Below are 12,936 nucleotides of genomic sequence, written 5' to 3' on the forward strand. Positions count from 1 at the left end.
CGCTAGACGCGCCGGGCCGCCCAGGGCGTCAGCCTGGCGAGGTGATCACACGTACTCCTCGCGTAGTACCTCCTGCGGCTCTTCCTTGATCCCGATACGCCGGTGGAGGCGGCGCAGCGGCTTCGGCGCCCACCAGTTGGCGCGGCCCGCCAGTCGCATCGTCACGGGCAGCAGCACCACCCGGATGAGGGTCGCGTCCACGAGGATCGTCAGGGCGGTGCCGAGGCCCAGTTCCTTGAGGAAGACGACGCCTCCGGTGACGTACGACAGGAAGGAGAGTGCGAGGATCCCGGCCGCGGCGGTGATCAGCGGTGCGCTGCGCCGGATGCCCTCGGCGACCGCGCGCTCCGTGTCACCGGTCCTGTCGTGTTCCTCCTTGATGCAGGCGAGCAGGAACACCTCATAGTCCATCGACAGTCCGTACGCCACACAGAACATCAGCACCGGAACGCTCGGCTCGATCGAGCCGGTCGGGGTGAAGCCCAGGACCCCGGACAGATGCCCCTCCTGAAACACCCACACCAGGCAGCCGAACATCACGCCCAGACTGAGCAGGTTCAGAACCGTCGCCTTGAGGGGCAACAGCACGCTGCCCGTCATCAGGAAGAGGATCAGGTACGTCGCCGCCAGGACCAGTCCGATCGCGAAAGGGAGCCGGTTCAGGAGCGTCGAGCGGAAGTCGGTGGTCTCTCCGGGGTAGCCGCCGACGAGTGCCCGGGCCGGTGCCGGGGTGTCTCTGACGCGTTCGACGAGCGCGGGTACGTCGCCGTACAGCGCCCCCTGAGTGGGGATGAGCGCGAGGCGTACACGGCCGTCGGGTGCCGTCAGCCCGTCCTGGCCCGCCGGGCCGGTGCGCCCGCCGTCGCGATAGGCGCCCTCTGGGGCGTCGACCTGGAAGATCCCCGGGATCCGGGAGAGCTCGGCGGCGTACGCGCGGGTGTCGGCCTGCTTGTCGAGGACGACCTGCACGGTGTCGGTGGGTTCGGCGGGGAACTCCTCTTGCACGATCTCAGCCGTGGTGCGCGAGGAGGTGCCGGTGGGCAGGGTCCGTTCGTCGGGGAGCCCGAAGCGCAGGCCCAGCAGGGGAGACGCAGCGAGGAGAAGGACGGTGAGGACTCCGGCACCGGTGACGAGAGGGCGGCGCATGGCCCGTAGCGCGGTGCGGTGCCAGAAGCCGGAGGTGGGCACGGCGGGGCGTTCCACCCGGTGGCCCCAGCGGGCCAGGGCTGCAGGCAGGAAGAGCACCGCTCCGGCGACCGCCGTGAGGACGACGAGGACGCCCGCGTACGCGAACGAGCTCAGGAAGAAGAACGGGAACACCAGCAGCGCACACAGCGACACCGCCACCGTGACTCCACTGAAGACGACCGTGCGTCCGGCGGTGGCGGTCGCCCGGACGACTGCGGCCTGCTGCACGTGCCCGGCCGCGCGTTCCTCGCGATAGCGGTTGATCACGAACAGGCTGTAGTCGACGCCGAGTCCGAGGCCCAGCACGAGCGCGAGGTTCGCCGCGAACGTCGACACCTCGGTGAACTGCGCGAGCAGCCGCAGCCCGGCAAGCGTGCCGAACACCGACAACAAGCCCACGGCCACGGTCAGAAGAGCGGCAACCGTACGCCGGTAGACGAGGATCAGCAGGAGCACGACGGCCGGGATCGCCAGCGCCTCCGCGCGCAGGAAATCGGCTCGGGCCTGCTCGCCGACCTGCCGGGAGATCTCCTCCTGTCCCCCTACTCGCACGGTCAGTTCGGGTGTGACGCGGGTCAACCGGGGCGAGAGAATGGCGAGTTCCTGCCGAGTCTCGGTCGCGCTGCCTTCGAGCCGCGCGAGTACGAGGGCTCGCGTGCCGTCGACGTTGCGCAGGGCGGAGCTGCCGGCACCCCAGTACGAGGTGACGTCGGTGACCAGCGGCAGATCCTCGACCTCGGCGGCCAGGGCGCGGGCCGCACGGGCTGTGCCGGGGCTGTCGACGTCGCCGTCGCGTGCCGTGACGAGCAGCGCGAGATTGGGGTTGCCGGTGCCGAACTCCTCGCGCAGGACGTCGCCCGCGCGCACCGATTCCGTGCCGGGCGCACTCCAGCGCGAGAGGTCCAGGTCATTCTGGGCGCCCGCGCCGTACGCGCCGAGACCGAGGAAAACGAGGAGCGCGCCGAGCAGAACGGCGCGACTGCGCCGCACCGCCAGCCGGCCGAGGCGGGTCAACATTCGTTAGGGCCTTTCTCCAGAAGTCCTTGCCAGGCCACGGTCACCGGCGACGCTGACCATCCGCTGGAAGATCCACTGGAATGCGGGGGTCGAACAACGCCGGGCCCGGGCTAACCTCGAACCCATGGGTGACGGGACTCCGTACGGTTCGCACGACGGCCTACGCTTCGAACTGCTCGGCCCGCTCAGGGCGTTGCGCAACGGATCGGAGATTCCCCTCGGCCCGCCCAAGCAACGTGCGGTGCTCGCGGTGCTGTTGCTGCAGGACGGTCGCCCGATCTCCTACGACGGCCTGGTCGAGGCTGTCTGGGGCGGTGCTCCGCCCGCACATGTGCGCAATCTCGTGCAGAAGTACGCCTCCGGGCTGCGCCGCGCCCTCGGCGACGGGGTGGAGCTGGCCTGGACGGGCAGCGGATACCGGCTGACCGGCGCGGACGTCGACGACCTGCGGGAGCGGCGGAGGCTGGTGAGCGCGGCGCTGACCGCGCGCGATGCGGGCGAACTGCGTCGCGCGGGCGAACTGGTCGCGCACGCCGAGAAGTTGTGGCGCGGCGAGTTCGCGGAGGGCCTGCAGGCCCCCTACTTGGCGGCCGAGCGGCTGCGCTGGGCGGAGAAGCGGCTCACCGTCCTCGAAGCGCGGCTGGCCGGCGAGATCGAACTCGGCAGGTCCTTCGAGTACGTCCACGAGCTCGTCCGGCTGGTCGCCGCGCACCCTTTGCGCGAGCGCCTCGCGGAACTACTGATGCTCGCGCTGTACCGGACCGGCCGGCCCACGGACGCGCTGGTCGCCTACGAGGGCGTACGGCAGCGTCTCGTCGAGGCCGTCGGCGCGGACCCCGGGCCCGCGCTGCGCTCGCTGCACGCGCGGATCCTGCGTCAGGACCCGGAGCCGCTGGATCCCTTGGCCACCGTTTCGGCGGGCTGAGGGAACACCAGGCCCACACCGTGGGCGAGTTGATCCGCCGCATGCCGGAAGAAGGTTTCGCGGTCTTCGACGACCCGATGGAACTGGCCGAACAGCTCGAAGCTGATCAGCCCGTAGAGCTGCGCCCAGGCGGCCACGAGCGCCGTGACGACCTCGGGCGGGAGGTCGGGCGCGAGGTCGGCGGCCATCTGCCGCGCCTCGGTCTGCAGGTCGGCGGGCAGGCGGGGGCGGGCGACTCCCTTGCCCTGGTACGCGTCGCGGACGATGGCGATCAGGAGCAGGCCCACACGGGACGCGGCGGGGATGGTGGTATCCGGCGCGGTGTAACCGGGCACGGGCGACCCGTAGATGAGCGCGTACTCGTGCGGATGCTCCAGTGCCCAGTGGCGCGCCGCCACGCAGACCGCTGTCCAGCGCTCGCGGGGCGCGGCGCCGACGATTCGGGCGTGCGCCGACTCCGCGGCCTCGCCGAGAGAGTCGTAGGCGTCGATGATGAGTGCGGTCAACAGATCGTCGCGGCTGGGGAAGTAGCGGTAGAGCGCGGAGGAGACCATGCCGAGCTCGCGGGCCACGGCCCGCAGCGAGAGCTTGGCGGCGCCCTCCGCCGCGAGCTGGTCGCGGGCCTCGTCCTTGATGGCCGCGGTGACCTCGATCCTGGCTCGGGCGCGTGCCCCTCGTGCGGTACTCATGCGGGGCAGTGTGTCATGTTTCCGGAGCAGTGCACACAAAGGAGAGCGGTGCTCCGAAAGCGGAGCGGTGCTTCCGCCGCGCGCCGCGCGCCGCACGCTGCGCGCGGCTCCCGACTCCCAGCTCCCAGCTCCCAGCTCCCAGCTCCCAGCTCCCAGTACGGCGCTCACCGGCGTGAGCAGTGCACCAAAACGAGAGCGCCGCACAAAAACGAGAGCAGTGCTCTTGCTTTGGATCACCGATCTCGTACAGACTGCTCTCAAGCGAGAGCAGTGCTCTCCGAAACTCAGGAGGAACCATGTCGTCGTCGGCCCACTACATCAAGCCCAAGTCCTTCGACAGGGCCATGAACGGCCTCGTCGGCTGGCTCGCGCGCCACGGCGTCAGCCTCCTCGGCAGCGCCGAACTCTCCGTCAAGGGCCGCAAGAGCGGCGAGTGGCGGAAGGTTCCCGTCAACCCGCTCCCGTACGAGGGCGGCCCCTACCTCATCTCCGCCCGCGGCCACTCCGAATGGGTACGCAATCTGCGGGCGGCCGGCGGCGGGCGGCTCCAGGTCGGCCGCAGGAGCCAGGAGTTCACGGCGGTCGAGCTGCCCGACGCCGAGAAGCCGGTGGTCCTGCGCACCTATCTCAAGAAGTGGGGCTGGGAGGTAGGCCGCTTCTTCGGCGACGTCACGGCGAACTCCAGCGACGAGGAACTCCTCGCCGCCGCGCCCAAGCACCCGGTGTTCCGGATCACGGTCAAGCGGTGACCCCCCACCGGTCCGTGACCCACCACCGGTCCCGTAGCCCGGAAGCTATCGATCGAGCGCGTTCAGCGCGCGCCCGATGATCGGCCGGGAGCGGACGACCTCGCCGAGCGAGGTCGAGCCACGCGTGATCCCTGCGAAGGCACTCCACGCCGGCCTGAAACCCGTGATCACCGCGTGGAGCACACCCGGACGGCGTTCGAAGGCGGAGAGCATACGCTTGCCGACGCTCATCTCGACGCCGAGTCCCGCCTTGATCGCGAAGGCGTAGTTCAGGGCCTGGCGCCGGGTGTCGACCGCGTCGTGCGCCTCGGCGATCCGTACCGCCCACTCCCCCGCGAGCCGCCCGGAGCGCAGTGCGAAGGAGATGCCCTCGCGGGTCCAGGGTTCGAGGAGCCCCGCCGCGTCCCCGCACACCAGCACCCGGCCGCGCGACAGCGGTGAGTCGTCGGCGCGGCAGCGCGTCAAGTGCCCGGAGGAGATGCTCGGTTCGAATCCGGCGAGCCCGAGCCGGGCGATGAAGTCCTCCAAGTACCGCTTGGTGGCGGCGCCTTCACCGCGCGCGGAGATCACACCGACGGTGAGCGTGTCCCCCTTGGGGAACACCCAGCCATAACTGCCGGGCATCGGTCCCCAGTCGATGAGGACGCGTCCGGCCCAGTCCTCGGCGACGGTCTCCGGGACGGGAATCTCCGCCTCCAGGCCGAGGTCCACCTGGTCGACCTTCACACCGACGTGCGCTCCTATACGGCTGGCGCTGCCGTCCGCGCCGACGACCGCCCGTCCCAGCACCGTCTCACCGCCTTGCAGGACGACGGCGACGGTGCGCCGGTCCGGTACGGCGGAGCCGTGCTGTTCGACGCGCGAGACCGTGACGCCCGTACGCAGTTCGGCGCCCGCCTTCTGCGCGAACTCGACCAGCTGCTGGTCGAACTCGGGGCGGTTGATCAGCCCGAACAGCATCTGCCGGGAGCGCCTGGTGCGCGTGAACTTTCCGTCCAGCGAGAACGTGACCGCGTGCACGCGGTCCCGGAGCGGCAGTTCGAAGCCGGGCGGAAGCGCGTCGCGCGAGGGGCCGATGATTCCGCCGCCGCACGTTTTGTAGCGCGGCAGCTCCGCCTTCTCCAGCAGCAGGACGCTGCGTCCCGCGACCGCTGCCGCATAGGCGGCCGAGGCGCCTGCGGGCCCCGCGCCGACCACGACGACGTCCCACACCCGCTGCCCGTCGTCCGCCGAAGAGTTCTCGCTGCTCACGATGGTCTTTTGCTCCCAGTCCAGCCGTCTGCCGCACGTGTCTCCCGCATCCTACGGCGGCCATCGCCGCAGGCCACTGTGGGAGGATCGGCAGCGTAGGCGCCCTGCACACCGGGAGACGCTTACACACCGCACGATCACCTGTACACAGAAGTACAACGTCGCACCCACAAGGAGCGTGCCCATGTCGTCGAATTCGGTCGCCGAGACCGTCGCCTCCCTGATGCCCCGGGCGAAGGCGGAGCTCACCGAGCTGGTGGCCTTCAAATCGGTGGCGGACTTCGATCAATACCCCAGGAGCGAGAGCGAGGGCGCCGCGAACTGGGTCGCCGACGCCCTGCGCGCCGAGGGTTTCCAGGACGTGGCACTGCTCGACACCCCCGACGGCACGCAGTCGGTATACGGCTTCCTGCCCGGTCCCGAGGGCGCGAAGACCGTCCTGTTGTACGCGCACTACGACGTGCAGCCGCCACTGGACGAAGCGGCCTGGGTGTCGCCGCCCTTCGAGCTGACGGAGCGCGACGGCCGCTGGTACGGACGGGGCAGCGCGGACTGCAAGGGCGGCGTCGTGATGCATCTCCTCGCGCTGCGTGCGCTGAAGGCGAACGGCGGCGTGCCCGTGCATGTCAAGGTCATCGTCGAGGGTTCGGAGGAGCAGGGCACGGGCGGTCTCCAGGCATACGCCGAGGAGCACCCCGAGTTGCTGACCGCCGACACCATCGTCATCGGCGACGCGGGCAACTTCCGGGCCGGTCTGCCGACGGTCACCTCGACGCTGCGCGGTATGACCCTCGTACGCGTTCAGGTGGACACCCTCGAAGGGAACCTGCACTCGGGCCAGTTCGGCGGCGCGGCGCCCGACGCGCTCGCCGCGCTGATCCGCGTACTGGACTCGCTGCGCGCCGAGGACGGTTCGACGACGGTCGACGGGCTGGCCGACGACGCCCGTTGGGACGGCCTGCAGTACGAGGAAGAGGCGTTCCGCGAGGACGCGAAGGTGCTGGGCGGGGTCGAGCTCATCGGCTCCGGAACCGTCGCCGACCGGGTCTGGGCGCGTCCGGCCGTCACCGTCCTCGGCATCGACTGCCCGCCGGTCGTCGGCGCGACCCCGTCCGTGCAGGCGGGCGCCCGCGCACTGGTCAGCCTCCGGGTGCCGCCGGGCATGGACGCGGCCGAGGCGACCAAGCTCCTTGAGGCCCACGTGGTGGCGCACACGCCGTGGGGCGCGCGGGTGAGCACCGAGCAGATCGGCGAGGGCCAGCCGTTCCGCGCCGACACCTCCAGCCCGGCGTACGCGTCGATGGCCGAGGCCATGTCGGTCGCGTACGAGGGTCAGGAAATGCAGTACGCGGGCATGGGTGGCTCCATCCCGCTCTGCAACACCCTCGCCTCGCTCTACCCGCGGACCGAGATCCTCCTCATCGGCCTCAGCGAGCCGGAGGCCCAGATCCACGCGGCCAACGAGGGCGTCTCCCCGGACGAGCTGGAACGCCTCTCGATCGCGGAGGCACTCTTCCTGCGGAACTACGCGGCGAGTTGAGCACACGGGCGGGCGGCTGAGCCGATCTGCCCACCGCGCAGGGCCCTTGCCGTTCGGTGAGGGCCCTGCGCTACGCAGAGGGTCGGCCGGACTGCGGAAATCGGCGGGACCCAGGACCACCACCAGAAGAGGGCAATCTTGGCGCGGTGGAGACCTCCGACCTGACACACGCAATGCGCCTCGGCACCCACAGCGGGGTATCCACCGCCCTGGCCCAGTACGGCGACCGCGAACTCGGCGACCTGGTGGCGACCGCCAAGCCCCTCGGCACAGGCATCGGCGGGAGATCCGCGCTGCTGGGCGGCGCCGGAAAGCCGGTCTTCGTCAAGCGGGTGCCGCTCACGGATCTGGAGCGGCGGCCGGAGAACGTCCGGTCCACGGCCAACCTCTTCGGAGTGCCGTCCTTCTGCCAGTACGGCATCGGCGGTGGGCCAGGATTCGGAGCCTGGCGTGAACTCTCCGTGCACACGATGACGACGAACTGGGTGCTGGGCGGGCGGTTCGGGGGCTCGTCGGGAAGTGGGTGCACCGAGTCGGGCAGTACCCGCCAGTGATACATAAGCGGGAAGGGCACGCGGCTCCAGGAGAAGCCCGGCGACCTAGCGGCGTACTCCCTGGTCGAGGAGGGGCTGGATGTCGGCGTGTCGTTCATGAACGCGCGAGGACTCCTGCACTTCGACGCGCACTTCGAGAACATCCTCACCGACGGCCGCCAGTTGTACTTCACGGACTACGGCCTCTCACTCTCCGCACGCTTCCAACTGTCAACGGGCGAAGCCGACTTCTTCGCCCGGCATGCGAACTACGACCGCTCGTATACGCAGTCGTATCTGGTGAACTGGCTGATCACCGCCTTGTACGGTTGGCAGGAAAGAACGCGAGCAGCTGGTGCGCGCCTGCGCCGAGGGGACGCGGCCCGAGGGAATCCCGCGGCCGGCCGCCGCGATCATCACCCGGCACGCACCCCTCGCCGCCGTGATGACGGACTTCATCGGCAGGCTCCGACAGGAAACCCGGCAGAGCCCGTATCCGGCGGAGGAGCTGCTCCGACTCGGCAGCTCCTGGCGCACCTGACGTCAGTTCATATCGGCATCAACCAACCGGAACCCCTGCCTCCAGGTACAGCGCCGCCCCGCGTTCGCGCGCCCGCAGGGCCCACCGAAGCCGCTCATAGCGCACGGGTGGCAGTAGATCCGCGGCCTCCTGCTCGCTCACGAAGCGCCAGTCGCGCAGTTCGGGTCCGGGGAGCAGCAGGCGCCCGGCGGCGGCGGTGTCGAGGCGGCCGCCGTCGAAGAGCAGGCGCAGGCCGCCGAAGCCGGGCGGCGCTGGCGGCTCCCAGTCGACGACGAGCAGAGCGGGTACGTCGTCGAGCTGGAGGCCGGTCTCCTCGGCGACCTCTCGTATGCCCGCGCGCGCGGGAGCCTCGCCGGGCTCGACGACGCCGCCGGGGAATTCCCAGCCCGCCTTGTACGTCGGGTCGACGAGCAGCACACGGTCCTGGTCGTCGAAGAGGAGCACCCCCGCGGCGACGGTCTCCGCGGTGGGTTCGGGGGTCTGCACGATCTCGCACACGGGCACGTCCCCGGCGTGTACGGCCCCGGCGATACGCAGAGCGGCTTCGTACGGGGTGAGCGCGCCGGTGTCCACGGGGTGGGCGTCGGCGAGGAGCCAGGAGCTGAGTGCGGCGCGATAGGGCTCGATGTGGTCGTAGGACCACTGGCGCACCCGTATCGCACCGTCGGGCAGCTCCGGGGGCACCTCACGCCCCTGTATTCGCTTGCGCAGGATCGTTTCCGCCGGGGCGAGGAGCACATGCCGCACCGGGATCCGGCGCGCGGCGAGGCCGCCGAAGATCTCGTCGCGGTACTCCTGACGCAGCAGGGTCATCGGGACCAGAAGGACACCTCCGAGTTCGCCGAGCATCGCGGCCGCGGTGTCGACCACGAGGCGTCGCCAGATCGGCAGGTCCTGGAAGTCGCCGACCTCTGCGAGGCGCTTGGGCGGCAACAGCTGCGGGAGCGTGCCACCGATGACCTCGGGGTCGAAGAGCGTGCTGTTCGGGATCAGCTCGATCAGTTCCCGTGCGGTGGTGGTCTTCCCCGCACCGAACGCACCGTTGATCCAGACGATCACGGTTCCCCCTCTTCTGTTGGCCCCCTGAGGCTTGCCCGCTTCACCCTGCCACGGAAACCAGCCCCTGATGAGGGGGCCGAAAGCAAGGCGCCGGTGCCCCCGCCCAGGGACACCGGCGCCGCGGAACGAACCTCTCAGCTGTTCTTGCCCAGTGCACCCTCGTCCATCGCCAGGCTGTCACTGCTGACGGTGTGGTCGAGGGAGCTGAGCGTGTCGTTGACGTCCAGGTTGTCGAGTACGTCCGTGTCGGCGTGGGAAGGCGTGACCGCCGCGACGACGAATCCGGCGGCCAGGGAGGCAATGGCAAGCATGCTTCGCTTCTTCATGCCCGGATCAACTGCGAAGCCGGTCATCAGTAACGGGTGGGTCACGCAACGCGACTTCGCACCACCTGGCACATCCGTAGCACTACCGTCATCCCCCTCGAAACATCCCTGGGGGGACAACATGGCCAATCCGTACACACCACCATCGAACGCACCGGCCCGCACCGCACCGGTCTCGGCGCGCGAACGGTTCCTCCTGCCTGCGCTCGCCGTGGCGTTCCTCATCGGCATAGGCATCGGCATAGGTGTCGGCGGCAGCGGCGACGACAAGGAGCCCGCAGCGGCCGATCCCCAGCCGAGGGCCACGGTCACCGCGACCGAGACAGCCACCGCCACCGCAACGGCAACGGAGACGGCCACGCCGAAGCCCGCTGCCACCGTGACGGTCCGGGCGACGACGACCGTGAGAACGACCGTCACCGCGCAACCCGCCGCCGGCAGCGACACCGACGACAGCGGCGGCGGCAGCGACGACGTCTACTACGGCAACTGCGCCGCCGCCCGCGCCGCGGGAGCCGCTCCCGTGCACGTCGGCGAACCCGGCTACGGCCGCCACCTCGACCGTGACGGGGACGGCGTCGGCTGCGAGTAAGAGGCCGTCAGCGCCACGTCGAGCCCAGAGAGTTGGGGACGGCGTCCGGAGCGCCGGCCTCCACGCCGGCTTCGTTTTTGTTTCCGACAGGTACCTCACCGGACGCCGAACCCCGGGCGCCGAGCGCGAGCGCGCCGACTCCAACATCCGCGCCACGCAAGCCACTTCGCCGGAACATCCGATGTTCCGGCACGCCCACAAGCAGAAGGAGCCGCTGGAGAGCAGGCCCAGCCCTGCCTTCCTCCTCAGTCATCTACCAACACAACCGAACACACGATTGGGGATCTCACTCCCATTCGAGGGCTCCGTCAAGAGATCTGACGATATTTCGAACACCAACTACCGCCTGACACCCGTCACGACGCAACCCTTCCAACAGGGTCCGACACGTCCTACCGTAAACGCACACAGGGATGACACAGACATGACGTCATCCCACCTTTCGCGTGCTCGGAGGAACGTAACGATGCGTCACCTTCACACCCGCACGGCCCGCCGAAGAGTGGTCGGAACACTCGCCGCAGGACTGTTGTGTACGATCGGCCTCGCCGCGCCGGCCCTGGCCGCCCCCGCCGAGGATGCCGCCTCGGCCGAGGACGTGGCCCCGGCCGTGGACGACGGCCTGGCCCTCACCCCGCCCATGGGCTTCAACAACTGGAACTCCACGAACTGCCGCGCCGAGTTCAACGAGGACATGGTCAAGGGGATCGCCGACATCTTCGTCGAGAAGGGCCTCAAGGCGGCCGGATACCAGTACGTCAATCTGGACGACTGCTGGGCCCTGCAGTCCCGCGACGCGAACGGCAAGTTGGTGCCCGATCCCGTCCGATTCCCCAATGGACTCAAGGCAGTTGCCGATTACGTCCACTCCAAGGGGCTGAAGCTCGGCATCTACACCAGCGCCGGCACGAAGACCTGCAACGAGGCGGGCTTCCCGGGTGCGCTCGGCCACGAGTACAGCGACGCCCAGCAGTTCGCGGACTGGGGTGTCGACTACCTGAAGTACGACAACTGCAACAACCAGGGCGTGGATGCCCGCCTGCGCTATACGACGATGCGCGACGCCCTGTTGGCGGCCACCCGGACAACGGGCCGCCCGATCGTCTACAGCCTCTGCGAGTGGGGCGAGAACAAGCCCTGGGAATGGGCGTCCGAGGTCGGACACCTGTGGCGTACGACCGGTGACATCAGTGACAACTGGGGGTCGATGCTGTCGATCCTCAAGCAGAACCTGCCGCTCGCCCAGTACGCCGGTCCCGGGCACTGGAACGACCCGGACATGCTGGAGGTCGGAAACGGCGGCATGACCGACACCGAGTACCGCTCGCACTTCTCCCTGTGGTCGATCATGGCCGCGCCTCTGCTCATCGGCTCCGACCTGCGCGACGCGTCCGACGCGACCTTCGAGATCCTCGGCAACAAGGAGGTCATCGCCGTCGACCAGGACCCGCTCGGCAAACAGGGCACAGTGCTCTCCTCCGAGGGCGGGCGCTGGGTCGTCGCCAAGGAAATGAAGGACGGCACCCGGACGGTGGCGCTGTTCAACGAGAGCGGCAGCGCACAGCGCGTCGCCACCACCGCGCGGGCCGTCGGTCTGCCCGCCGCCGGCGCCTACACCGTCCGCGACCTGTGGCAGCACAAGAGCTACAACACCGCGGGCGCCATCTCGGCGACCGTTCCCGCGCACGGCACGGTGCTCGTACGCGTCTCCACCGACGCCACGTGGGCCAAGAACCCGCCCGCCGTCGAACTGGGCCTCGACGGCAGCCTGTTGGTCGAGGCGGGCAAGCCCGTGAAGCTGACGTCAACGGTCACCGATCTGGGCCGTGCGGCCGCCACGCAGGTCTCCGTGAAACTGAGCGGGCCCGCGGGCTGGGCGGTCAAGGCGACTTCACCGGCCGGCGCGCACGTGCTGCAGACGGGCCGGTCGCTGCGTACGGCATGGAAGGTCACCGCCCCCCAGGGCACGCCCGCGGGCTCGTACGACCTGACACTCAAGGCGACCTACCGCTCGCCCACCGGAGTGCGCGCCGAGAGCGTGCTGCCGCTGACCGCGTCCGTCGTCGTGGCACCCCCTTCGGGAGTCTCCTCCCTCGGGGACCTGCCGTGGCTGTCGACGACCAATGGCTGGGGTCCTGTTGAGCGCAACACGAGCAACGGTGAGAACGAATCGGGCGACGGTAATCCGATGACTGTCAACGGTGTCGTGTACGCCAAGGGGCTCGGCGTACATGCCGACAGCACCGTCGAGTACTACACCGGCAAGGCATGCGAGACCGTCAGCGCACAGGTGGGAGTCGACGACGAGGAAGGAAACGACGGTTCCGTCGCCTTCGAGATCTGGGCGGACGGCACGAAGGTGGCCTCCTCGGGCGTCCTCACCAACGCCCAGGCCGCGCAGGCGATTTCAGCCGACGTGAGCGGCGCCCAGTTGGTACGTCTCGTCGTCACCGACGGCGGCGACGGGAGCACCTCGGACCACGGCGACTGGGCGGACGCGCAGCTGACCTGCTGACGCGCCGCCCG

Annotated in this window: 12 protein-coding genes; 7 read left to right on the top strand and 5 right to left on the bottom strand. The window is 69.7% G+C overall.

Annotation, left to right across the window (positions count from 1 at the left end; all coding sequences use genetic code 11):
- Window positions 1-45 precede the first annotated feature (45 nt).
- Window positions 46-2,205: an MMPL family transporter gene (locus tag ACFWP7_RS17510; RefSeq protein WP_384382380.1), complete on the bottom strand. Its 2,160-nt coding sequence runs from the start codon at window positions 2,203-2,205 to the stop codon at window positions 46-48.
- 124 nt (window positions 2,206-2,329) lie between these two features.
- On the opposite strand from ACFWP7_RS17510, the gene ACFWP7_RS17515 reads away from it, so the two are divergent.
- The gene (locus ACFWP7_RS17515; protein ID WP_384382382.1) at window positions 2,330-3,130 is read left to right on the top strand and encodes a BTAD domain-containing putative transcriptional regulator; all 801 of its coding nucleotides are present in this window, start codon (window positions 2,330-2,332) and stop codon (window positions 3,128-3,130) included.
- Here the strand turns inward: ACFWP7_RS17515 and ACFWP7_RS17520 are convergent.
- Entirely contained in the window at window positions 3,082-3,819 is a 738-nt protein-coding gene (locus tag ACFWP7_RS17520) for a TetR/AcrR family transcriptional regulator (RefSeq protein ID WP_384382384.1), read from the bottom strand. The genes ACFWP7_RS17515 and ACFWP7_RS17520 overlap by 49 nt on opposite strands.
- Before the next feature lie 296 nt (window positions 3,820-4,115).
- Between ACFWP7_RS17520 and ACFWP7_RS17525 the strand changes: the two genes are divergently transcribed.
- Window positions 4,116-4,568, top strand: coding sequence for a nitroreductase family deazaflavin-dependent oxidoreductase (locus tag ACFWP7_RS17525; RefSeq protein ID WP_384382386.1), 453 nt, complete (start codon window positions 4,116-4,118; stop codon window positions 4,566-4,568).
- A gap of 45 nt (window positions 4,569-4,613) precedes the next feature.
- On the opposite strand, the gene ACFWP7_RS17530 is transcribed toward ACFWP7_RS17525, so the two are convergent.
- Window positions 4,614-5,819, bottom strand: a complete 1,206-nt coding sequence (locus tag ACFWP7_RS17530) for a geranylgeranyl reductase family protein (RefSeq protein WP_384382388.1) — start codon at window positions 5,817-5,819, stop codon at window positions 4,614-4,616.
- A gap of 184 nt (window positions 5,820-6,003) precedes the next feature.
- Here ACFWP7_RS17530 and ACFWP7_RS17535 point away from each other — a divergent pair, with 184 nt between their 5' ends.
- The 3 genes from ACFWP7_RS17535 (at window position 6,004) to ACFWP7_RS17545 (ending at window position 8,433) form a co-directional block, all read left to right on the top strand.
- Window positions 6,004-7,359: a dipeptidase gene (locus ACFWP7_RS17535; protein ID WP_384382390.1), complete on the top strand. Its 1,356-nt coding sequence runs from the start codon at window positions 6,004-6,006 to the stop codon at window positions 7,357-7,359.
- A gap of 146 nt (window positions 7,360-7,505) precedes the next feature.
- Window positions 7,506-7,913, top strand: coding sequence for a hypothetical protein (locus tag ACFWP7_RS17540; RefSeq protein ID WP_384382392.1), 408 nt, complete (start codon window positions 7,506-7,508; stop codon window positions 7,911-7,913).
- A 334-nt stretch (window positions 7,914-8,247) separates the two neighbouring features.
- Entirely contained in the window at window positions 8,248-8,433 is a 186-nt protein-coding gene (locus ACFWP7_RS17545; RefSeq protein ID WP_384382394.1) for a hypothetical protein, read from the top strand.
- An 18-nt stretch (window positions 8,434-8,451) separates the two neighbouring features.
- Here the strand turns inward: ACFWP7_RS17545 and ACFWP7_RS17550 are convergent, their stop codons facing one another.
- Both ACFWP7_RS17550 and ACFWP7_RS17555 read right to left on the bottom strand, forming a co-directional pair.
- A complete protein-coding gene (locus tag ACFWP7_RS17550) occupies window positions 8,452-9,492 on the bottom strand; it encodes an NUDIX domain-containing protein (protein ID WP_384382396.1) in 1,041 nt (346 codons plus the stop codon).
- 134 nt (window positions 9,493-9,626) lie between these two features.
- Complete coding sequence (locus ACFWP7_RS17555; protein WP_384382398.1) at window positions 9,627-9,818, bottom strand: hypothetical protein; 192 nt, start codon at window positions 9,816-9,818, stop codon at window positions 9,627-9,629.
- 121 nt (window positions 9,819-9,939) lie between these two features.
- Between ACFWP7_RS17555 and ACFWP7_RS17560 the strand changes: the two genes are divergently transcribed.
- Together ACFWP7_RS17560 and ACFWP7_RS17565 are read left to right on the top strand one after the other, a co-directional pair.
- Window positions 9,940-10,410 carry an excalibur calcium-binding domain-containing protein gene (locus tag ACFWP7_RS17560; protein WP_384382400.1) on the top strand — a complete coding sequence of 157 codons (471 nt, stop codon included), beginning with the start codon at window positions 9,940-9,942 and terminating at the stop codon, window positions 10,408-10,410.
- A gap of 466 nt (window positions 10,411-10,876) precedes the next feature.
- Window positions 10,877-12,925 carry an NPCBM/NEW2 domain-containing protein gene (locus ACFWP7_RS17565; protein WP_384382402.1) on the top strand — a complete coding sequence of 683 codons (2,049 nt, stop codon included), beginning with the start codon at window positions 10,877-10,879 and terminating at the stop codon, window positions 12,923-12,925.
- The last annotated feature ends 11 nt before the right edge of the window (window positions 12,926-12,936 follow it).

The sequence above is a fragment of the Streptomyces sp. NPDC058470 genome (assembly GCF_042721055.1).
Taxonomy (GTDB): Bacteria; Actinomycetota; Actinomycetes; order Streptomycetales; family Streptomycetaceae; genus Streptomyces.

Bases quoted from the DNA above. Each gene is read 5' to 3' on its own strand.
- ACFWP7_RS17510 (WP_384382380.1), bottom strand. From the start codon at position 2,205: ATGTTGACCCGCCTCGGCCGGCTGGCGGTGCGGCGCAGTCGCGCCGTT.
- ACFWP7_RS17515 (WP_384382382.1), top strand. From the start codon at position 2,330: ATGGGTGACGGGACTCCGTACGGTTCGCACGACGGCCTACGCTTCGAA.
- ACFWP7_RS17520 (WP_384382384.1), bottom strand. From the start codon at position 3,819: ATGAGTACCGCACGAGGGGCACGCGCCCGAGCCAGGATCGAGGTCACC.
- ACFWP7_RS17525 (WP_384382386.1), top strand. From the start codon at position 4,116: ATGTCGTCGTCGGCCCACTACATCAAGCCCAAGTCCTTCGACAGGGCC.
- ACFWP7_RS17535 (WP_384382390.1), top strand. From the start codon at position 6,004: ATGTCGTCGAATTCGGTCGCCGAGACCGTCGCCTCCCTGATGCCCCGG.
- ACFWP7_RS17555 (WP_384382398.1), bottom strand. From the start codon at position 9,818: ATGAAGAAGCGAAGCATGCTTGCCATTGCCTCCCTGGCCGCCGGATTC.
- ACFWP7_RS17560 (WP_384382400.1), top strand. From the start codon at position 9,940: ATGGCCAATCCGTACACACCACCATCGAACGCACCGGCCCGCACCGCA.
- ACFWP7_RS17565 (WP_384382402.1), top strand. From the start codon at position 10,877: ATGCGTCACCTTCACACCCGCACGGCCCGCCGAAGAGTGGTCGGAACA.